22 protein-coding genes are annotated in these 21947 nt (G+C 33.2%); 9 read left to right on the top strand and 13 right to left on the bottom strand.

Features of this window, described 5'->3' with window-relative positions:
- Positions 1–50 precede the first annotated feature (50 nt).
- The gene (locus tag UMM65_RS13295; RefSeq protein WP_321977185.1) at positions 51–326 is read right to left on the bottom strand and encodes a DUF3817 domain-containing protein; all 276 of its coding nucleotides are present in this window, start codon (positions 324–326) and stop codon (positions 51–53) included.
- A gap of 184 nt (positions 327–510) precedes the next feature.
- Between UMM65_RS13295 and UMM65_RS13290 the strand changes: the two genes are divergently transcribed.
- The 5 genes from UMM65_RS13290 (at position 511) to darG (ending at position 5969) form a co-directional block, all read left to right on the top strand.
- On the top strand, positions 511–2970 hold the full coding sequence (locus UMM65_RS13290) for a DUF5686 and carboxypeptidase regulatory-like domain-containing protein (protein ID WP_321977183.1): 2460 nt from the start codon (positions 511–513) through the stop codon (positions 2968–2970).
- Positions 2971–3101: 131 nt separating this feature from the next.
- Positions 3102–3524: a molybdenum cofactor biosynthesis protein MoaE gene (locus UMM65_RS13285; RefSeq protein ID WP_321977182.1), complete on the top strand. Its 423-nt coding sequence runs from the start codon at positions 3102–3104 to the stop codon at positions 3522–3524.
- A 103-nt stretch (positions 3525–3627) separates the two neighbouring features.
- Positions 3628–4248: a murein L,D-transpeptidase catalytic domain-containing protein gene (locus UMM65_RS13280; RefSeq protein WP_321977180.1), complete on the top strand. Its 621-nt coding sequence runs from the start codon at positions 3628–3630 to the stop codon at positions 4246–4248.
- Between the two features lie 97 nt (positions 4249–4345).
- On the top strand, positions 4346–4936 hold the full coding sequence (gene darT / locus UMM65_RS13275; protein WP_321977178.1) for a type II toxin-antitoxin system toxin DNA ADP-ribosyl transferase DarT: 591 nt from the start codon (positions 4346–4348) through the stop codon (positions 4934–4936).
- A gap of 1 nt (position 4937) precedes the next feature.
- Positions 4938–5969, top strand: a complete 1032-nt coding sequence (gene darG / locus UMM65_RS13270) for a type II toxin-antitoxin system antitoxin DNA ADP-ribosyl glycohydrolase DarG (RefSeq protein WP_321977176.1) — start codon at positions 4938–4940, stop codon at positions 5967–5969.
- Between the two features lie 3 nt (positions 5970–5972).
- Here the strand turns inward: darG and UMM65_RS13265 are convergent, their stop codons facing one another.
- From UMM65_RS13265 to UMM65_RS13215, 11 genes are all read right to left on the bottom strand, one after another.
- Complete coding sequence (locus UMM65_RS13265; RefSeq protein WP_321977174.1) at positions 5973–7754, bottom strand: MutS-related protein; 1782 nt, start codon at positions 7752–7754, stop codon at positions 5973–5975.
- Positions 7755–8867, bottom strand: a complete 1113-nt coding sequence (locus UMM65_RS13260) for a HesA/MoeB/ThiF family protein (protein WP_321977172.1) — start codon at positions 8865–8867, stop codon at positions 7755–7757.
- Between the two features lie 196 nt (positions 8868–9063).
- The gene (locus UMM65_RS13255; protein WP_321977171.1) at positions 9064–9894 is read right to left on the bottom strand and encodes a DUF1835 domain-containing protein; all 831 of its coding nucleotides are present in this window, start codon (positions 9892–9894) and stop codon (positions 9064–9066) included.
- 81 nt (positions 9895–9975) lie between these two features.
- On the bottom strand, positions 9976–11097 hold the full coding sequence (locus UMM65_RS13250) for an NTP transferase domain-containing protein (protein WP_321977170.1): 1122 nt from the start codon (positions 11095–11097) through the stop codon (positions 9976–9978).
- A 110-nt stretch (positions 11098–11207) separates the two neighbouring features.
- On the bottom strand, positions 11208–11684 hold the full coding sequence (gene moaC, locus UMM65_RS13245; protein ID WP_321977168.1) for a cyclic pyranopterin monophosphate synthase MoaC: 477 nt from the start codon (positions 11682–11684) through the stop codon (positions 11208–11210).
- Positions 11685–11793: 109 nt separating this feature from the next.
- Complete coding sequence (locus UMM65_RS13240) at positions 11794–13035, bottom strand: molybdopterin molybdotransferase MoeA (protein ID WP_321977166.1); 1242 nt, start codon at positions 13033–13035, stop codon at positions 11794–11796.
- 59 nt (positions 13036–13094) lie between these two features.
- Positions 13095–14078, bottom strand: coding sequence for a GTP 3',8-cyclase MoaA (moaA, locus tag UMM65_RS13235; protein ID WP_321977164.1), 984 nt, complete (start codon positions 14076–14078; stop codon positions 13095–13097).
- Positions 14079–14129: 51 nt separating this feature from the next.
- Positions 14130–14543, bottom strand: coding sequence for a DUF6691 family protein (locus UMM65_RS13230; RefSeq protein ID WP_321977163.1), 414 nt, complete (start codon positions 14541–14543; stop codon positions 14130–14132).
- A 3-nt stretch (positions 14544–14546) separates the two neighbouring features.
- On the bottom strand, positions 14547–14987 hold the full coding sequence (locus UMM65_RS13225) for a YeeE/YedE family protein (protein ID WP_321977161.1): 441 nt from the start codon (positions 14985–14987) through the stop codon (positions 14547–14549).
- Entirely contained in the window at positions 14956–15516 is a 561-nt protein-coding gene (locus UMM65_RS13220; RefSeq protein WP_321977159.1) for a hypothetical protein, read from the bottom strand. The genes UMM65_RS13225 and UMM65_RS13220 overlap by 32 nt, the downstream gene beginning before the upstream one ends.
- A gap of 17 nt (positions 15517–15533) precedes the next feature.
- A complete protein-coding gene (locus UMM65_RS13215; protein ID WP_321977157.1) occupies positions 15534–16814 on the bottom strand; it encodes a 3-deoxy-D-manno-octulosonic acid transferase in 1281 nt (426 codons plus the stop codon).
- Between the two features lie 84 nt (positions 16815–16898).
- Between UMM65_RS13215 and UMM65_RS13210 the strand changes: the two genes are divergently transcribed.
- The 4 genes from UMM65_RS13210 (at position 16899) to rfbB (ending at position 21504) form a co-directional block, all read left to right on the top strand.
- Entirely contained in the window at positions 16899–18029 is a 1131-nt protein-coding gene (locus UMM65_RS13210; protein ID WP_321977155.1) for a DegT/DnrJ/EryC1/StrS family aminotransferase, read from the top strand.
- Between the two features lie 2 nt (positions 18030–18031).
- Complete coding sequence (locus UMM65_RS13205) at positions 18032–19345, top strand: UDP-glucose dehydrogenase family protein (protein WP_321977153.1); 1314 nt, start codon at positions 18032–18034, stop codon at positions 19343–19345.
- Positions 19346–19353: 8 nt separating this feature from the next.
- Positions 19354–20367 carry a UDP-glucose 4-epimerase GalE gene (gene galE / locus UMM65_RS13200; RefSeq protein ID WP_321977152.1) on the top strand — a complete coding sequence of 338 codons (1014 nt, stop codon included), beginning with the start codon at positions 19354–19356 and terminating at the stop codon, positions 20365–20367.
- Positions 20368–20457: 90 nt separating this feature from the next.
- The gene (gene rfbB / locus UMM65_RS13195; protein ID WP_321977150.1) at positions 20458–21504 is read left to right on the top strand and encodes a dTDP-glucose 4,6-dehydratase; all 1047 of its coding nucleotides are present in this window, start codon (positions 20458–20460) and stop codon (positions 21502–21504) included.
- A gap of 92 nt (positions 21505–21596) precedes the next feature.
- Here rfbB and UMM65_RS13190 read toward each other — a convergent pair whose 3' ends face one another.
- On the bottom strand, positions 21597–21947 hold the full coding sequence (locus tag UMM65_RS13190) for a hypothetical protein (protein ID WP_321977148.1): 351 nt from the start codon (positions 21945–21947) through the stop codon (positions 21597–21599).

Genomic DNA, 21947 nt, shown 5'->3' with positions numbered 1-21947 from the left:
TTTTTTAAAATTTTCAAATTTTAGATGAAATTAACTTCATCTTCCGTCTTCTAACTTCTTAAATATTTTTTATCTATATAAAATGTCCCAAAGGGGATTACGGAAGCCGCTAGTACAATTAAAAAGGTTTTAGTATCCCATTTTAGTTCAGCTTTTACCAAATAAGCCAATATAATATACGCTACAAACAACAAACCGTGTGGCATACCGAACATTTTTACCCAAGACTCATCGCCACCAATGTATTTAATTGGTACTGCAATAAATAACAATATTAAATACGATAATCCTTCTAGGATGGATACAATTCTAAAGGTGTTTTTCATTACTCGATTCCTTTGAAATTAGAGTCTGCAAAAATAGTGAATTCACACGCTATATCATTCCAAAAAGAAAAGAGTTTCAATAAAAATTAAGAAAACTTAATGATAACTGACACCATTTTTAACAAATCATTATTATTCTAAGCCATTATAAAGTTTTAGGTTTGTTATTAACTAAACCAACTGAATGAAGTTAAAAATTTCACTTTTACTTTTTGTGAGTTACTTTTTTTCGCAAGCCCAAATTACGGGAACGGTAACCGATGAAAATAATACACCTCTACCATTTGTAAATATTTATGTTCAAGGATCTTACAACGGTACTACTACAAATGATGATGGCATTTATGAACTGAATATTCGAAAAGAAGGAGAATACACCATTGTTTTTCAATTTTTGGGATTTAAAACACTTAAAAAGGAAATTAATGTAACTGAATTCCCATTTAAATTAGATGCAGTTCTAAAAGAAGATGCTTTAGCGTTGGAAGAGGTTGAGGTAAGCACTAAAGACAATCCAGCTCACAGAATTATCCGGGCAGCCATTGCCGAAAAAGATAAAAATTATGAAAAAACCGCTGATTTTACGGCAGATTTCTACTCGCGTGGTATCTATCGTATTAAAAATGCACCGGAAAAAATTCTTGGTTTTGAGTTGGGTGATTTAGGTGGTGGTTTAGATTCCACCCGAAGTGGGGTTTTGTATCTTTCCGAAACAATCTCAAAAATTACCAAAAGTGAAAAGGAATTTAAAGAAAAAATTTTAGCTTCAAAAGTTAGTGGAGATGATAACGGTTTTAGTTTTAACCAAGCCTCTGAGGTTAATTTTAATTTATATACCAATTTGATTGAACTTGGGCCTGACAATATTGTTTCGCCCATTGCTACCTATGCCTTTAATTATTATAAATACACGTTACTTAACAGTTATTATGAAGATGAATTTCTCATCAATAAGATTAAAGTTGAGCCCAAAAAACCAACGGACAATGCTTTTAGTGGAGTTATTTATATTGTAGAAAACAGTTGGGAAATTTTTGCAGCAGAACTTTCTGTAACTGGCACACAAATTCAACAACCCATTGTTAAGAAACTGACGTTAAAACAGAATTTTTCTTATTCCGAAAATGACAAAATGTTTACTCTGTTCTCACAGAGTATCGATTTTATTTTTGGAATGTTCGGCATTAATGTGGATGGGCGTTTTACAGGGGTTTACAGCAATTATAATTTCCAGCCCAATTTTACCAAAGCCACATTTACCAATGAAATCCTCTCATTTGTAGACAATTCCAATAAAAAAGACAGTCTTTTTTGGAAGAATATGAGGCCTATTCCCTTGACCGTTGAAGAAATGAATGATTATCAACTTAAAGACAGTATTAAAGAAATAAGACAGTCAAAAAAATTCTTGGATTCCGTTGACCAAAAACGGAACAAGTTTAAAATAATGAATGTTTTAACCGGATATAACTATTCTAATACGTATAAAAATTGGGGGTTGAGTATTGGTTCTCCAGTATTCAACTCCATGTTTAATACGGTACAAGGTTGGCATACCAATATGGATATTTCCTTTTATAAAAACTTTAAAGATGAAAATAGAAGTTATGCTATAAGATCCAAAATAGATTATGGTTTGTCTGATGAACAGCTAAGAATAAGTGGTGGATTTACCTATCGTTTTAACGGAAAAAGCAACCCTTATATTAACATAGGTGGTGGTAGAAAAATTGTGCAATTTAACAGTGCCGAACCTATTTCCCCTTTGGTAAATGCGGTCAGTTCACTATTTTTTGAGGATAATTATGCCAAATATTATGATAAAACTTTTGCTTCCGTAAGTGGTGGGACAGAAATTTTCAACGGTTTACGATTGAATACATCTTTGAGTTACGAAGATAGAAAACCGTTGTTTAATAATGCGGATTGGGTTATTCTAAATAAAGATAATGAGCAATATTCTTCCAATAATCCGCTAGAACCTGATAATTACGCTTCAACGCCATTTGACAAACACAGTATTTATAAATTCTCATTGGGTACCACCATTAAATTTGGACAAAAATATATTTCCTTGCCTGATAGAAAAATAAATCTGTTTGAAACTAAATATCCTACTTTAAATATCGGATACACCAAAGGTTTTGCTTCCAGTGATTCAAAATACAATTATGACTTGGTACAAATGCGGTTGAACCAAGAATTAAAATTTGGCAATAAAGGGACTTTTTCTTACAATATAAAAGCGGGTAAATTTTTAAATACCGATGAGCTTTCCTTTACAGATTACAAACATTTTAATGGTAACCTAACCCATGTAAATTTAGATTTGAATTATTTAAATGGCTTTAATCTGTTACCATATTACGATTTAAGTACAGATAATCAGTACGCTGAATTTCATGCTCAACAACACTTTAATGGCTATTTATTGCGAAAAATTCCATTGTTGAATAAATTGCAATTTCAATTGGTTCTTGGCGGAAAAGCATTAATGACCCCCGAAAACAAACCCTACACCGAATATTCCATCGGTTTGGATAATATCGGGTTTGGTAAATTCAGATTTTTACGTGTAGATTATGTAAGGTCTTATTTTAATGGAAAAGCGAGCGATGGTGTTGTTTTTGGGATAAGTTTTTGACCCCTCCGTCCTTCGGACACCTCCCCTTGAAAAAAGGGGAGGAGCTTAGTTTCCTTTAAAATTTATGATTGCTCTTGTAAAACCCCTGTTTTCAGGCGTAGATTTGACAAAGAATTACCTATTTTTGAAATATGCAAAACACCTCAATAAAAATAACTGCTGAAAAACTAAACTTGCAAGATTGTTATAATTTTGTGCAAGATGCCTCTTGTGGTGGAATTGCATTATTTGTTGGAACGGTCAGAAATCAAACGCAAAACAAAGAAGTTACTTTGTTAGATTTTTCTACCTACAAACCCATGGCAATCAAAGAAATGCAAAAAATTGCCGATAAAGCATTGGCAGATTTTGACATATTAAAATTAGCCATTCACCATGCGGAAGGCGAATTAAAAATTGGTGATATTCCGGTAATCATTGCGGTTTCATCGGCACATAGAAAAGCGGCATTTGAAGCTTGTCAATTTGCTATCGATACCTTAAAAGAAACTGTGCCTATTTGGAAAAAAGAACATTTTGTGGATGGTGAAGTTTGGGTAAATGCACATCCGTAAAAAAAGCATCAAGTCGTTAGGACACAAGATCCAAGACAAATAATTTTGACAGGAGTAATGTCCCCTTGAGGGGACCATAGGGGTGTTATTACAACTAATAAATATGATTAACAAGTTTACATTTTTAATACTAATCTTTTTCTTCTTCTCCTGTAAAAAAGAAAAGCAAAATCCCTTTGTGAGTATTGTCACAACTACTATTAAAACAGAAGAAACAGATTATTCCAAAGAAATAAAACATATAAAAGCCTTTGCCGAAAAAGGAGATTATAATAAAGACATTGCAATACTAATTGATTACAGTTTGCACAGCGGTAAAAACAGATTTTTTGTGGTTGATTTAAAAAAGGACAGTATAACGAAAAAAGCCTTAGTGTGCCATGGCAGTGGAAAAGGTAAAAACACCAAGGCAATTCCCACTGAATTTAGTAATGTAAGCGAAAGTCATTGTTCTTCTTTGGGCATGGCGGTTATGGGTGAAAGAGCTTATAGCAGCTGGGGCAAAAACTATAAATATTGGATAGATGGCCTCGAAAAAGACAACAGCAATATGCGAAAAAGAATTGTTGTTTTACACGCTTGGGAAGGTGTACCCAATGAGGAAATTTACCCAAAACCTCTAGCCACCAGTTATGGATGCCCCACCGTTTCTATTAAAGTTTTGGATGAGTTGGATAAGATTTTTAAGGAGAATGAGAAGGTCCTGTTGTATTCGGTTGAATGAAATGTCTACTACTTCTAAGTATTTCGTACTTTTGTAATTAACAAGAATTAATTAAGGATTTTAAGAAATGTCATTGGATAAAATATTTATATTTAGAATGACTCATATACAAAATATTCCGCATATTCATGTAAATGGTATTACTCATAAAGATTCAAAAAATGCAAATAACGTTTATAAATCAATTGGGGATAGCACTTTGATAAGTACCAGAAATAATTTTATAATGCCGAATGGAAGAACCCTTGGAGAATATATTCCTTTTTATTTTGGTTACCGGACACCAATGCTATATGTTATTCAAAATGGATTCAACGGAGTAAGTTCAGTAAAAGCAGAAAATATCGTATATTGTGTGAGCAGTATTCAAAAAATTATCGATGCAGGATTAGATTTTTCTTTTACTGATGGTCATGCTACCGATGGTTTTAGCAATTTTTATTTTGCCAAGGACATCAAAAATATTTCTGATAATATTGATTTTGAAGCAATTAATGCTAAATACTGGAAGAAAGAAGGCGATTTAGACTTTAAAAGAAGAAAGGAAGCAGAATTCCTTATCCTTGATGATATAGTGAATGATCTAATTTTAGGTTATATCGTCAGTAATAAAAAAGCCAAAGATCTTTTACTTAGTTTTGGAGTAAATAACAAAATAGCGATTAAACCTGATTATTATTTTTATTGATATGATACATTTTGTTTTAGGAAATTTATTGGAAAGTCCAGCACAGGCCATAGTAAATACTGTCAATACAGTTGGCGTTATGGGTAAGGGTATTGCTTTACAATTTAAAAACACCTTTCCTAATAATTATAAAATATATAAAGATTTATGTAAAAGTGGAGAGTTTAATATTGGTGACCTCCTAGTGGTTAAAGATGAAAATTTAATTATAGGAGAAAAATTAATAATTAACTTTCCTACAAAAACAAATTGGAGAAAACCATCTGAATATTCTTATATTCAGATTGGGTTAGAAAAATTAGTAAGTGTTATATCTGAGTATGAAATAGAGTCTATCGCAATTCCTCCATTGGGTAGCGGTAATGGAGGTCTACAGTGGCAAAAAGTAAAATCAATGATGGAAGAAACTCTCTCCTCTGTTGATTGTGAAATCTATATTTATGAGCCAAATTCTCATGTCAAAGAAATATTAAAAAATGAGAGAGTCAAGTTAACGCCAGCAAGGTCAATGTTACTTTTTATGTTGTATGAATTAGTAAAAAATGGAGAATTTGTATCAGAATTCTCTAGCGAAAAAATATGCTATTTTCTCCAAAGGTTTGGTGCTAAAGAACATTTCAATCTTAAATATTATCCAAATTTTTATGGTCCTTATTCTGGGAAAATAAAGCATGTGCTAAATTATTTAAACGGTAGTTATATCATGGGTTATGGGGGTAAAGATAAAAAACCTTTTGAAGAACTTAGTCTGATTATAGATTCCGAGAAAGATATTACTAATTATTTTGAGGATAATAAAGAATTAAAAGACATTGTTTATAGAACCAAAAGCTTTTTATCAGGTTTCTATTCTGATTTTGGGCTTGAATTGTTATCTACAGTTGATTTCATTGCTCAATCTGAAAAAACTTCTGATAGAGATAAAATAAAACAGAGTCTTGAAAACTGGAGCAACAGAAAAAAGACAATGTTCTCAAATGACAAATTTGTGGATATTTCTTTAAACCGGTTAGAAGAATTTAATTTAATTTAAAAATTAAACTATCTCCATCTTCTTTAACAAAAACGAAGCATTCATATTTTTACACACACCATTTTTTAGTTGGTAATCGAAATGAAGTTCGTCATCGATGATTTCGGCATCAAAATAGTAGTTTTTAATAGCATCTAGTTCTTTTTCTATTTCGCAAAGGCTGAGATCGTGTGTGGCAATAATTCCCGTGGAATTTGAGGCCACTAATTTTTGCACAAACTTTTTGGAACCAATCGCTTTGTCGGTACTGTTGGTACCTTTTAAAATTTCATCAAGAATGATAAAATAATTATCTCCCGAAACGTTGGGATTTATCTCTTCTACAATAAATTTTAGGCGTTTTAACTCCGAAAAGAAGTACGATTCGTCATCAGCTAAGGAATCTGAAGTCCTCATACTGGTAATCAGTTTTATTGGTGAATATGAAAATGACTTCGCACAAACGGGCAGACCTATATTTGCCATTACAATTGCCAAAGAAACGGTACGTAAAAAGGTACTTTTACCAGCCATATTCGCACCGGTAATTATAAAAAATTGCTGATTTTCAATAGTAAAATCATTATCCACACGTTTGGTAGTTTTTAATAACGGATGACCTAATTGCTCTGCTTTAATTACATTTTTATCTCCATTCAATTCGGGATACACATAGTTCTGATGATTAAAAGCAAAGTTCGCTAAACTATTTTGGGCATCGAAAAAAGCAATAACCTTAAACCAATTTTCTACGTTGCTTTTGTAAGTATTTATCCAGTTTTCAATTTTAAAAGCTTGGTGTGCATCCCACAATAAAAAACCGTTACCTATAATTGCCATAATCATATTATTCCGTTGGTCTAAAGCATCTAGAATTTTTGAGAATTTCTTAAAAATAACCGAAGCTTTTTCTTTCTCGGTTTTTATGGCATTTTGTTGAGCAATCAAAATTTCCGACGAAAAAGTGGTCGATTCAATCTTATCTAACAATTTGTGATATTGTTTAAAGGTGTCTTTTGCTTTTCCAGCATCTTCATATATAGAATTTACTCTCTTTAGATAAGCTCCTGCGAATCCTAACCCAATAAAAAACCACAACAGCAAAAAGTGATATGTTATGATTTCAAAACTTAATAGCACAAATAAAATAAATGAAATTGCGGCAAAAACCTTCGGCAAAAACATCATAAACTTTGGCAGAGCCGATTCATAATTATGAATCCATTTTATGATATGCTTTGCTGGATGCTGCACATTTACCAAACTGCCAATGGCTGAAAATTCTTGTCGCCACTTCGGTATTTTAGCTAATTCCTTAATGCCGTTTTGCCGTTGTTCAATGTCTATAATATTATTCTGTGTAAGTTGATTTGCAAATTCCCTTTCGCCCTCTTTGGTTACCGTTCTATTTGTGTATTGAAAAAACGAACCTTTACCAAAAAGGTCAATATCGTAACTATAAAAATGTTTGGGATTTGTATAGGCAATGCCTTCATTTAAATCGTAATATTTGCCATAAAACACATCAATCTCCGTTGTATTTAAGGCGATTAGCTGATTGATAAAATCGCGTTGATATTGCAATTTTCCATGCCTTAATACTAAATATAGAAATAGAGCAATGCCTAGTATAGCGATTCCTGCAACGAGTTTAAGGTTACTGAAAAAAAAATAAATTCCAAGTGCCATGACTATAAAAAGGATTAATCTAATGGTACTTGATAAAGCCAATTTCTTTTTTAACGAACTTAGTTCCAGCTCGTATTTGGTCTTTTCTGATTTATAAAATTCTAATGGTTTTTGCATTTAATAATTGCTTATACCTCCTTTAAGGCTCAACACCTCAAGGTCGGGAAATTTTTCTTTAATTTTTTGGGTTGCAATATAACTTGAAACCCCACGGTTACAAACAACAACATATTCGTTCTCTTTGTTAAAATCTATATCTTCAAGTTTTAACTGCGACAAAGGTATTTTTTTATGCACATGAAATGGCATTTTGGTATCAATATCTTCAATAACCGAAATAATGGTTAAACCTAAAGATGCCTCACCATGTGACAATTTTTTTCGTAATGTTTTCGCGGAAATCAATAAGTTGTCATTCTGGACTTCACAGCTCAAATCAACATAACTTTCTTTATCAAAAATTTGTGAGATTCTTTGCATACGCTCTGAATGAGAACTATCCGTCATTTTCAACTTGATTTTATATTGTGAATTTTCTAGGCTATTATAAATCAATAATTCATCAACTAGCGGTTTGCCTATTCCACAAACCAATTTCAAAACCTCATTAGCTTGTAACAGACCAATAATTCCAACAATTGTATTAAGCGTTCCTATTTCAGAGCAATTAGGAATCGCTTCTTTGGACATTTCCGGAAATGTATCGCGTAAATTGGTGCTAAACTCGCCGTCTTTTTGCCGAATATTAAAACTGGACACATACCCATCGAACTTATACAGCGAACCATAAATAAGTGGTTTATTTTTTAAGACACAAGCATCGTTTAACAAATATTTTGTGGGTAAACTATCGGTACAATCTAAAATATAATCTGCTTTAGAGATTAATTCAAATATGTTCTTTTTATTAACTGTTAGTTTATGTTCAAAAACATCAGTAAAAGGAGCTATTTTTCTTAAATAATTACCCAAAACCTCAACTTTGGGTTTGCCGACATCTTCAAGTGTAAAAAATAATTGACGGTGTAAATTAGAAATATCAACCGTATCAAAATCCAATAAATGAATTGTACCAATTCCGCTTCCAGCTAATGAAGTGGCAACTGTATTTCCTAAACCACCACAACCCACAATCAAAACGCTGGTTTGTTGTAATTTTTGCTGTCCTTCTTCACCTATTTCTGATAAAGTGGTTTGGCGTGTGAATAGTTGTTTAGGTATAATATTCATTTATATTTCTTTTTGAATATCGGTAGTTTTAATGTGCTCGTCACCCTGAACTTGTTTATTCATATATTTCTATTGTTTTTTTATTGAATTCATGAATCTTCGATTTCAGGGTCACATTCATTAACCCTCAAATGATAAATTGTTATGAGATGCTGAAACAAGTCTGCCTGTCGGCAGACAGGTTCAGCATGACGTATCATTTAATGCTCATACCCTTCTCATTCAACTGGTAAATTTCGTTATTAATTGAATAGTATTCCTTCAATTTATCCAAATAGTTGAAATATTGCAAATCTCCAAAACCATAAACGGTTTCTTTACGTTGCCATTTGAGCATTTTTTTCACGATTCCGTTTTTATCGAGCTTATTTTCATCAATAACCTCCAATATTTTTTGTTGAATTTGATTTAATCCGTTTGACTTTGAAAATCGTTCTAAATGCTGGTCCATAGCAAGTTGAAAATAGGCAAACTTTGGTTGTTGGTTAAAATTAAATTCTTTTAACTTTTTAAGATCGTTTTCCACATACATTTCCCAACATTCTTTAGCAAACAATAAATTATTTCGGCTTAATTTAATTCTATCTTCCAATAATTTGGGATAAGATTCAGGAGGATAATCTGCCAAGGTTTGCAATTGCTCCTTATTCTTTTCTCTGCCTGTACAAACCAAATAATTGTTTACCGATTTGCTGTAACTTTCAAGTAAATAGGTACATGCGGCCATTAAATTTACTTGACAAAACAAATCGTATTCAAACCATAAAACAATTTCATCATATAGAGAAACATCTTCTAATTTAATGATTTCTTTAATCGTTTTATCGAAGTATTCTAATTTAGGAACTCCTAATTCATTTTTAAAATAGCGATACCGCTGCAACCAAAATTCATCACTGCCCACTTCATTACAAATTGGACCTTCACATAGCATTTCTCGCCAAACAACAATATCACCTTCAATTGAAGTTTGCTTTAAAATTTCAGCCGTGCTGTCACCGTTGAGTATATGAAGTGTTTTATTCACTTGTCTTTTCGTTTGTTCAATAATCCCTTGATAAAGCCTGTGCCGAGCGAAGTCGAGGTGCTCGGGGAGACATGGCAAGGTTTAATTGTTTTTTATTTCCTTAATGGCTTGTTTATACTCTTCTGGCGTATTGATGTTTCTTATCAAATCGTCATCAACCTCAACAATTTCAACTTCTGAATTTATCAATACTTTACGTGGACAAGAGTATCCTTGTGCCAAATAACTCAATAAAATGGGATAGGCTTTTGGCTCATAAATAGTAATTAAAGGTTCTACAAAAGCTTTGGATTTTCCTTTTACGGCCGTAGCTATTTTTTTAGGATTTCTGTTTTTTAAGAGCAATTGAATTAGGTCAGAATTTACAAAAGGTAAATCAGTTGCCAAGACCAACCATGCCTTATTTGGATTGTGTTGAAAAGCGGAACAGATTGCTCCAAATGCACCTAAATCAACAAATTTATCCGAGATTATTTTAGGATTATTTTGTTCATCACTTTCGGCTACAGAAACATAAGTTTTCAGTAGATTATTTTCTAGAAGATTCAGGGCAAAATCGCGTTGGGGTTCTCCATGATAGTCCAATGCTGTTTTGTCTTTGCCCATTCTTGTACTTTTGCCACCTGCTAATACCAAACCCTGAACTGGGGCAATTTTTTCTTGAATTAAATTATTAATATGTTTAACAATGGCATCTTCATCATCGATAGAATAGGATCTAATATTTTTTATATGCGGAAACTTTTCAATCAAAAAGTCATAATATTTGGAATCGTCATTTAGCTTAATGACAAATTGAATTCGCGTCAATTGATCTAAACGTTTTTTAAGGGATGCTTCTTTTTCATTATCTAAAATCAAAATCTGCTTTTCACCTTGATAGTGATTCCCATTGATAAAAACTAAATCGTGTTGAGCAAAACGTAGGCGTTCATTGTATTCGTTCAAATCAGTTTTAATTGTTGTGCCTAAAACCCCAGAATGATGGAATATAAAAGTATCATAATCAGGTTGCGAAACGGACTCACTATGTGAGGCATCTAAATAGCCAATTTTTGCTTTTTTTTGGAGTTTTTTGCTCATTTTTAGTACAAAATCGGCAATTATTGAGCAATTTGTGCCTAAAATGGCTATTTCGTTGGGAGCGAAATTTTCATTTTCCCTTCGCTTTAACTTAGTATGTTTTTGGTGGTTTGTTTCCATATAACTTTGTTTATTATGTCATTCCGAAGTAAAAGGAATCTTTTTGATTCGAACTCGAATTTCAAAAGATTCTTCACTCCATTTCATTCCGCTCTGAATGACAAGTCTTATTAATGATTGTGAAAATCAGACTTCCCTCCAGTTTTCTCCATTAATTTCACCTCTTTTATAATCATATGTTGCGAAATACTTTTACACATATCGTAAATGGTAAGAGCAGTAACTGATGCTCCAGTTAATGCTTCCATCTCAACCCCTGTTTTGCCTTCAATTTCTACAGTACATAAAATTTCGGCATGTTGACCATCAACAATTTCAATATCAATATCAACCCCATTAATTGCTAATGGATGACACATTGGTATTAACTCAGAGGTCTTTTTTACCGCTTGAATTCCAGCTACAATCGCAGTTTGAAAAACCGGACCTTTTTTAGTGATAATATCGTCATCGGTAAAATTTGAGACGATTTCTTTACCTAAGAATAAAGTCGCTTTTGCGATAGCCTTTCTTTTGGTTATAGCCTTATCGCCCACATTTACCATTTTGGGCTGGTTTTTTTTATTGATATGTGAGAATTTATTCATTTTCATTTTAAGTTGTCATTCCGAAGTATGAGGAATCTTTTAAGTTGAAAAACAAATTTAATAGATTCTTCGCTTCACTGCATTCCACTCTGAATGACAGTTAGCGAAATTACCTATACTTTATCAAAGGAAAAACCTCTCCTTTTTTAAAGTCCGTTCTATCTGCAGGCAATTCTAAAAACCCATCGGCATCTGCTAAATTAGCTAAATCTCCCGAACCTTTGCCTTTTTTTGGTGTGGCGATTAGTTTTCCATTTTCATTTTTAAGGCTTACTTGCAAAAAATAGGTCAATTCGGGTTTAAAGGTAAAATCTTCCGAAAGGATTGCTTTATCGAGGTTTTCATATGGAATTCCCATTGATTTTTGATACCAAGGATAAAAATATTTTAAACAGCCCGCAAAAGTAGAAACGGGATTCCCAGGGAAAGCAAAAACGGTTGTTGAATTATTTTTCACCTCATTTTTCCCACCCGAATCCCTCATACCAAAAGAGCCAATGGCTTCTCCGAACCAGAAGGGTTTTCCTGGGCGTTGTTTTACTTTATGGAATAATTTTTTAACGCCTAATTCCTCCAATATCTCTGGTAAAAAATCGTATTTGCCTTTGCTTACGGCTCCGCTGAATAATAGCACATCATATTCTTCTAAAAATCCTTCTATTTTCTGTTTCAAAATAGCTCTATCATCATTTATATGGGCGGTTTTTGCATTAATTTTCAATTCTTGCAAAAGTGCAACTAACGTATAAACATTGCTTTTCCGAATTTGATAGTTTAAAGGATTTTGATCAACCTCAACCAATTCATCACCTGTAGAAATAATCATAACTTTGGGTTGCTTGGCAACTTTAACGTTTGTCTTTCCGACGGTAGCCAAAACACCAATCTCAGCTGCAGAAATTATTGTGTTTTTCCCAAGTAAGACATCGTTTTGTTTTCTATCCAATCCTTTTTTATGGATGTTTTGACCCTGAAGTACAGATTCGGTAATCACGGTTGCTTGACCGTCTTTTATTGTGACTAACTCATAGGGAATAACACTGTCCGTATTCCTCGGTAAAACCGCACCAGTCATTACTTCAATACAATGCTGATTGTTATTTAGTACTAATTGCTCAGCTCCAGCAGCTTGAATATTTTCAATTGGAAAATTAGTTTTCCCCTTGTCAAAAACATCAAAATTTATGGCAATTCCGTCCATACTAACGCGATCAAACGGTGGAAAATCCCTATCGGCAACAATATTTTCTTTTAAAACTCGCCCTAAAGAATCCAAAAAGGGGATTTCTTCAATTCCAACGTCTTGGGATTGATTTAAAATTATTTCTATTGCTTGTTGACTTGTAATCATAAAAAAAGTACTTGCTAACCTTTCGACTCACCTCAAGGAGACATTATTTGTATTAATAATTACCCTCCAATTGTTGACATACTTTCTGAAACATCATTTTTTCGATTTGCTTCAGCAACAAAACCGTTTTCGGGTTTTTCCTTTACAATACTTAAAAAAAGTTGTTTTAAATCCTCGTTACTTGCTCCTTGGCGGATATAATCGCGAACGTTAAAAACTCCATTATCAAATAGACAATTTTTAAATATTCCAGTCGATGTTATTCTGATTCTATTACAATCATTGCAAATAGTTCTTGTAAAAGCGGGAATTATTCCAAAAGAGCCCATATAATCAGGTATTTTAAAATTATGGGAAGTAGAGGATTTATTCGATTTTAAGGGTATAATCTCTTTATAAGTTGACTTAATACATTCCAAAATTTTATTGTAATTCCACACTTCTTTGGTGGTTCTTTGTCCAACGCCGTTAAAAGGCATCTCTTCAATAAAACGAACCGCAATGTTTTTATGTTTGGTAAATTCAATAAAATCGATTATTTCGTGTGTGTTTACCCCAGATTGCACTACACAATTCAACTTTAAATTTAACGAACTGTTTTCTAAGGCTTCTAAGGTTTTAAAAACATCGTCAAATACATCGCGTCTAGTTATTTTAGCAAAATTTTCTTTGTTTAGGCTATCAATGCTTAGGTTTATATTCTTGACCTTTAAAACCTCCAATTCTTTTATATGGTTAGCAATCAAAACACCATTGGTCGTAATATTTATTTCTTCCAACAAATCATTAAAAGAAAGCATTTCCAAGAATTTAATAAAATCTTTGCGGACAAAAGGTTCCCCACCAGTCAAGCGGACTTTATTAACTCCCAACTCACTCAAAACCCTTGAAACACGATACATTTCTTTAAATGTGAGCAGTTCTTTTCTGTCAACGATATCAATACCATGTGCAGGCATACAATATTGACAACGCAGGTTACAACGATCGGTTACTGCCAATCGCAAATAGCTAATTTGTCTGCCAAATTTATCGGTTAACATGTCCTTGAGTTCTTATAGAAACTATCCGTAAAGATACAAAGAAAAACTTGCCTAATTGGGAAGTTTATTCTTAACACTATGATAAACAAAAGCACCTATCAAAGCACCAAAAATAACAACGGCAATAGCTAAAACACCTCTACCCAGTAATATAAACATGGGGCCGGGACAAGCCCCTACCAACGCCCAACCCAATCCGAAAATGATACCACCAAATAAATTGGCTTTAAAAGCATTCTTTTTGGGTGGAATGGTAATTTGCTCTCCTTTGTTGGTTTTTATAATTCTTTTTTTAAACAATTGAACGAGTATGATTCCAATGATTACGGCAGAACCAATGATTCCGTACATGTGAAAGGATTGAAACTTAAACATTTCGTAAATTCTGAACCAAGAAATGACTTCGGATTTACTCAGTATAATTCCGAATAAAATACCTATTACTAAAAACTTTACAAACTTCATATTTTAAAAAATTAAAGGAATTAAAACCCATGTCATTATTAAACCGCCTATAAAAAATCCAATTACTGCAACTAAAGATGGTTTTTCCAAATTACTTAACCCAACAATAGCATGACCCGATGTACAGCCACCCGCGTAACGTGCTCCAAAGCCGACCAGAAATCCACCTAATAACAATATCAAAATTCCCTTTAGTGATAAAATGGATTCAAGGGAGAAAATTTCTTGGGGCAAATAGGTTTGTCCGGCGTTCTGCAAACCGATTTCCGATAAATCTTGCACCGTTTGCGGGTTTAAAGAAATTATTTTATCTGGCGAAAGCCATTTATAGGTTATAAATCCACCGATTATGGCTCCTAAAACAAAGATGAGATTCCAAGCATTTTTTGTCCAATCGTTTTTAAAATAGCTATTAAACTTTCCTGCCCCGGCTATGGTACACATACTTTCCAAATTCGAGGAAACCCCAAAGGTTTTTCCAAAATAAAATAGCAAAAGCATCACAAATGCAATTGCTGGGCCAGCAATATACCATGGCCAGGGTTGTAAGATAAAATCTATCATAATTTATTGTAGTTTTTAAATCTTCTTTTTCTTTCGCTGAAAGTGAGTCGTAGTACTGCTTTTTAACATAAAGCAACTCACCAGTTTCATCTGAATACACAAACCTATAATCTTCGGAAAAAATAAGGTAATATGCAAAATTATCGGGTCTTATATTTTTAAAAACCGTCATTTTATATTCTCCATGCCTTCTTATGTCAAACCTACCTAATCTATGGGCTCTTAATTCGGTCAAAACATATTCAACTTGGTCAAAACCCATAGTCTCCTTTATGTTTAATTCAATATCACTTTTTAGGTTTTGATATGTACCAACCACACCTTGATCTTCTTTAGAATCACATCCTATTTGGCTCATTATCGTTATTGTAAAAAATATTTTAAATCCTAAATTATTGGTAAAATTCATAATTTTATTTAATTGTTTTATACTGAAAGCCGTTTGGTAATATATCTCATTATTTTTTCGGTGGAACCGATATTATCCAGAATATAATTTTTGGCAATATTACCCTTGTTTTTACGCATTTCGTCATCGTTAAACAGTAAATCTAACACCCTCTCAAATTCGATTTTGGTCTTTACTGAAACACAAGCCTTTAGGTTTACTAAATCTTTTGCCTCATTAAATTTTTGATAATTTGGACCAATAATTATCGGAATACCGAAAGTGGCAGGTTCCAAAACATTGTGGATTCCGCTGCCAAAACCACCGCCAACATAAGCAATATCGCCATACTTATAAATTTGAGTTAAAATACCGATGGTGTCTATAATCAGTACCTCATATTCGCTTAAATCCTTGCTTTCTTTTTCGGAATACAATACCGTTTTTTTAATGATAATTTGTTTTAATTTTTCAATATTTTGAGGATTTATATTGTGCGGTGCAATAATGTACCTGTCATTCCCGCTAAAGTGGGAATCTTTTGATCGGCTATTGATAAAGTCAATCAACAATGTTTCATCCTTAGGCCAGGTACTGCCCGCAATCAATGTTGTTTTATTATCCTTAAATTGCTCGACAAAATCAAGTTTTATTTTTTGTTTTGTAATTTCATAAACCCTGTCAAAACGGGTATCGCCCGAAAGGGTAACATTTTTGAACCCTATCGTTTTCAATAACTTTACGGATAATTCGTTTTGCACAAAAAAATGGTCAAAAGTAGTGAGCGATTTCCGAATCCATCCACCATATCCCTTAAAAAAAGTTTGATTTTCTCTAAATATACCAGAAACCAAAATGGTTTTTATCTGTTTACGCTTTAATTCTCTCAGTAAATTGGGCCAAAACTCGTATTTTACGAATATTGCCATGGCGGGATTTATAATTGCTACAAATTTTTTTACATTTTTTTTAGTATCTAAAGGCAAATAGGTAACCAGATCTGCTACCGTATAATTTTTTCTTACCTCATAACCCGAAGGTGAAAAAAAAGTAACCAATATCTTAAATCCAAAAAATTGGGATTTGGGATTTGGGATTTGGGATTTAATTTTTTCTATTATCGGCCTTCCCTGTTCAAACTCGCCCAAAGAGGCACAATGAAACCAAATGACTTTATCGCCCTCATCAAAGCTATCCTTCAGCTTGGTGAAAACATCCTTTCTTCCACTAACAAAAAGAGCTAATTTCTTATTAAAAACCGCAATAATTTTAGCAAAAATACTGGCTACATAAACCGCTATGTTGTAGATAAAATACATAAGAGTTCGCTAAAATATGAATTTACAATATCAACCGTTAAATAATTTGTAATTTTGTGCGTTTATTGTAAAAATCCATAGCGAATGAAACCAATTGAAATGGTTGACTTAAAGAGTCAATATCAAAAAATAAAAGGTCAAATAGATACCTCTATCCAAAATGTAATTGATAACACTACCTTTATAAATGGGCCGGAAGTAAAGCGGTTTCAAAAAGAATTGGAAGATTATCTAGATGTAAAGCATGTAATTCCTTGTGCTAACGGTACCGATGCATTGCAAATCGCCATGATGGGTCTAGATCTTCAACAGGGTGATGAGGTTATTACAGCCGATTTTACCTTTGCAGCTACCGTTGAAGTCATTGCATTATTAAAATTGACACCCGTTTTGGTTGATGTTGAGGCCGATACTTTTAATATTGATATTGAAGCTCTTAAAAAAGCGATTACGCCAAAGACCAAAGCAATTGTACCTGTACATTTATTTGGGCAATGTGCAAATATGGAAGCTATTTTAGAAGTTGCTAAACAGCATAATTTATATGTCATTGAAGACAATGCTCAAGCTATTGGTGCTGATTATACTTTTTCTGATGGTTCTACCAAAAAAGCGGGAACAATAGGAGATGTGGGCACAACTTCGTTCTTTCCGTCTAAAAATTTAGGTTGCTATGGCGATGGAGGTGCTATTTTTACGAATGACGATGACTTGGCACATAAATTACGAGGTATTGTAAATCATGGTATGTACCAGAGATATTATCATGATGAGGTGGGGGTAAATTCGCGTTTAGATAGTATTCAAGCTGTTGTTCTTAGTGCTAAACTGCCACATTTGGATTCCTATTGCAGTGCCAGAAGAAAAGCAGCCGAATATTATAATGAAGCTCTGTCTAAGTCGGATAAGATTATTACACCAACTACAAACCCTTTTACTACACATGTGTTTCATCAATATACTTTAAGGTTGATTGATGTTGACAGAGATGCTCTACATAAACATTTATTAGATAACAACATACCCTGTGCTATCTATTATCCAGTACCTTTGCACAGTCAAAAAGCGTATGCTGATGAACGTTATAACGAAGCTGATTTTCCAATAACAAATGAACTTGTAAAAACGGTTATTTCTTTACCTATGCACACCGAGCTTGAAGAAGAACAACAGGAGTTTATCACCAGCACAATACTAAATTTTATAAATAAGTAAATATGAATTTAACAGTTATAGGAACGGGTTATGTAGGCTTAGTAACCGGAACATGTCTGGCAGATATGGGTAACAATGTTACTTGTGTGGATATTGATGAAGATAAAGTGGCGTTAATGCAAAAAGGCAAAATACCTATTTATGAACCCAATTTAGAAGAGCTTTTTAAAAGGAATATTAATCGCGGGCGTTTACACTTTACAACTAATTTAAAAGAATCAATAAAAGATTCAACCATCATATTTCTAGCGTTGCCAACACCACAGGATGAGGATGGATCTGCCGATTTATCATATGTCAAAGATGTCGCCCACGACTTAGGGAAATTAATTGATGATTATAAAATAATTATTAATAAAAGTACGGTACCGGTTGGTACTTCTGATATTGTAAAAGATATTATTTCTAGTCAAACCGATATTGAATTTGATGTGGTCTCGAATCCTGAATTTTTGCGTGAAGGTTATGCCGTAAAAGATTTTATGGAACCCGAGCGTATCATTATTGGTTCTAAAAGCGAAAAAGCAAAATCAATTTTATCTAAATTGTATAAGCCATTTATTACTACAAAACGTCCTATAATTTTTATGGACGAACGCTCTTCTGAACTTACAAAATATGCTTCCAATTGTTTTTTAGCAACCAAAATTACTTTTATGAACGAAGTTGCCAATCTTTGCGAAATTATAGGTTCAGATGTTGATATGGTTAGAATTGGTATGGGGTCGGATTCTAGAATAGGTAACCGATTTTTATATCCAGGTATCGGTTATGGGGGTTCTTGTTTTCCAAAAGACGTTAATGCTTTGGTAAAATCTAGTGACGAAGCTAATTACGATTTTAAAATATTAAAATCCGTCATTGAAGTCAATGTAGAACAAAAGAAATCTTTGGTGCCAAAAGTATCTCGTTATTTTAATGGCGATTTAAAAGATAAAAAAATTGCCATTTGGGGCTTGGCATTCAAACCCAATACGGATGATGTCAGGGAAGCACCAGCAATTGACGTAATTAATGAATTATTATTACAAGATGTTGAAATTACTGCTTATGACCCTGAAGCCATGCCAAATATCAAGCGTATTTACGGTGATAAAATTAAGTATGGAAAAAATGCCTACGATATTTTAGAAAATGCTGATTGTTTATTAATTTGCACAGAATGGAGCGAGTTTACCCAGCCCAGTTTTAATAGAATGAAATCACTTTTAAAAGAACCAGTAATTTTTGACGGTAGAAATATGTTTGACTTGGAAGTCATGGAAAACAATGGATTCTATTATGAATCTGTTGGTAGAAAAATTGTTACTATTTAGGTATTAATATGGACAAAATTTTAGTTACCGGAGGCTTAGGCTTTATAGGATCACACACTGTAGTCGAACTTCAAAATGAAGGCTTTGAAGTTGTTATTATTGACGACCTTTCCAATACAACTATAGATGTTTTAGATAAAATCACTTCAATAGCAGGTAAAAAACCATTGTTTGAAAAGTTAGATTTAAAGGATAAACCATCAATTCAGCAATTTTTCAAAAAGCATCAGGACATAAGAGGAGTAATCCACTTTGCAGCTTCAAAAGCAGTGGGTGAAAGCGTTGAAAAGCCATTATTATATTATCATAATAATATTTCTACGCTAATTTATTTATTGGAAGAAATGAGAGCGAACAACGTGAACAACTTTATTTTCAGTTCGTCATGTACAGTTTATGGTCAGGCCGATACTATGCCTATTACGGAATATGCACCCTTTAAAACTGCTGAATCTCCTTACGGAAACACCAAACAAATTGGCGAAGAAATTATTTCTGACACCTCTAAAGTTTCTGATTTAAAGGCAATTGCGTTACGGTATTTTAATCCCATCGGAGCTCACGAAACCGCCAAAATAGGAGAGTTACCCATTGGTGTACCACAAAATCTAATTCCATTTGTTACACAAACTGCAGCTGGAATTAGAGAGGAGCTTTCTGTTTTTGGTGGTGATTATCCTACACCAGATGGCACGGCAATACGAGATTATATTCATGTGGTTGATTTGGCAAAAGCACATACTGTAGCCATGAAAAGATTGTTGAATGGTGATAATAAATCACATTTTGAAGTGTTTAATATAGGCACGGGCAAAGGAAGTTCTGTATTGGAAGTCATAAAGGCTTTTGAAAACGCAACAAAGCAAAAATTGAAATATAAAATTGTTGACCGTCGTGAAGGCGATATTACCGAAGCCTATGCAGACACAACTTTTGCACAAAACGAATTAAAATGGAAAGCTGAACTCAGTTTGGAAGATGGATTGGCATCAGCTTGGAAGTGGCAACAATCGTTGAAATAATCTGTTATTCCTGCGAAGGCAGGAAGCTCATAAAAATTGCGTGTAACATTAAAAAGATTCCTGCCTTCGCAGGAATGACAATAAAAAAGTATGAAAAATATATTAATTACAGGAGGAGCAGGTTTTATTGGTGCTCACGTTGTTAGACTTTTTGTGAACAAGTATCCTAATTATAATATTTTTAATTTAGATGCCCTAACTTATGCAGGTAATTTAGAAAATATTGCAGATATTGCAGATAAGTCCAATTACACATTCATTAAGGGCAATATAAAAGATATAGATTTTATTAATAACCTATTTCAAAAGCATAAATTTGATGGTGTAATTCACTTGGCCGCTGAGAGCCATGTGGATAGGTCAATAACCAATCCTAACGATTTTATTGAAACCAATGTGTTGGGTACGGCAAATTTATTAAATGCTTTTCGCGATTTGTGGAAGGATAATTTTGAGGGCAAATTATTTTACCATGTTTCTACGGATGAAGTATATGGTTCTTTAGGCAAAACAGGATTGTTTACTGAAACCACACCTTACGATCCGCAATCACCTTATGCAGCATCAAAGGCGGCATCAGACCATGTCGTTCGGTCTTTTGGAAATACATATAAATTACCTTTTGTTATCAGCAATTGCTCAAATAATTATGGTGCCAATCAATTTCCTGAAAAATTGATTCCCTTATTTATACACAATATTAAAACGGGTAAAAATTTACCGGTTTATGGCGATGGAAACTATACCAGAGATTGGCTTTTTGTGGAAGATCATGCCAAAGCAATTGATTTAATTTTCCACAAAGGAAAAATTGCCGAAACCTATAATATTGGCGGATTTAACGAATGGACAAACCTCGACTTAATAAAGGTTTTATGCAAACAAATGGACACAAAATTAAACCAACTAGAAGGTACAGCGGCTAAATTGATCACATTCGTAAAAGATAGAGCTGGACACGACAAACGTTATGCCATTGATGCCACGAAAATTAATAAAGAATTGGGCTGGAAACCATCTGTAACTTTTGAAGAAGGCTTATCTAAAACCATTGATTGGTATCTAGAAAATGAGCAATGGTTAAGCAACGTTACCTCTGGAGCTTATAAAGAGTATTACAAGGAAATGTACGGGTAAGCCCCTTTGTCCTGTGGACATTTCCCTTCAAGGGAAAATATAGGAACCCCCATTGAAAATTTTGCTATACGTTCATTAACCACTCTGTGAATTTATTCAAGTTTATCAATTTTGGTCAATTCAAATGGAAAGGCACAAACATCTTCTGTTTCAAACGTTTCAAATAAATAACCACTAAATACAATGTTCAAACCATCCTCTTTAAATTTGTCATCGAGATTACACGGACTAAATGTTAATGTATATTTGTTCGAATCATCTTTTATTGTAAACAGGGCTTGACAACCTTGAGTACCAGGACCAATAATTTTTCCTTTGGCATTAGTAAAAATCGCTGTTATTTTCCTGTTTTCACCTTTGTAACAAGAAAATTCAATCGAATCATCTGAATTGCTGCATGCCATTGACATTGCTACCATAAGAAAAAATATCAAAATTTTCAT

Origin of the sequence: Aureibaculum koreense (assembly GCF_034296135.1) — a bacterium.
GTDB lineage: Bacteria > Bacteroidota > Bacteroidia > Flavobacteriales > Flavobacteriaceae > Aureibaculum.
The sequence above is the reverse complement of the archived record's forward strand: the minus strand, read 5'-3'. Positions and strand labels throughout refer to the sequence as shown.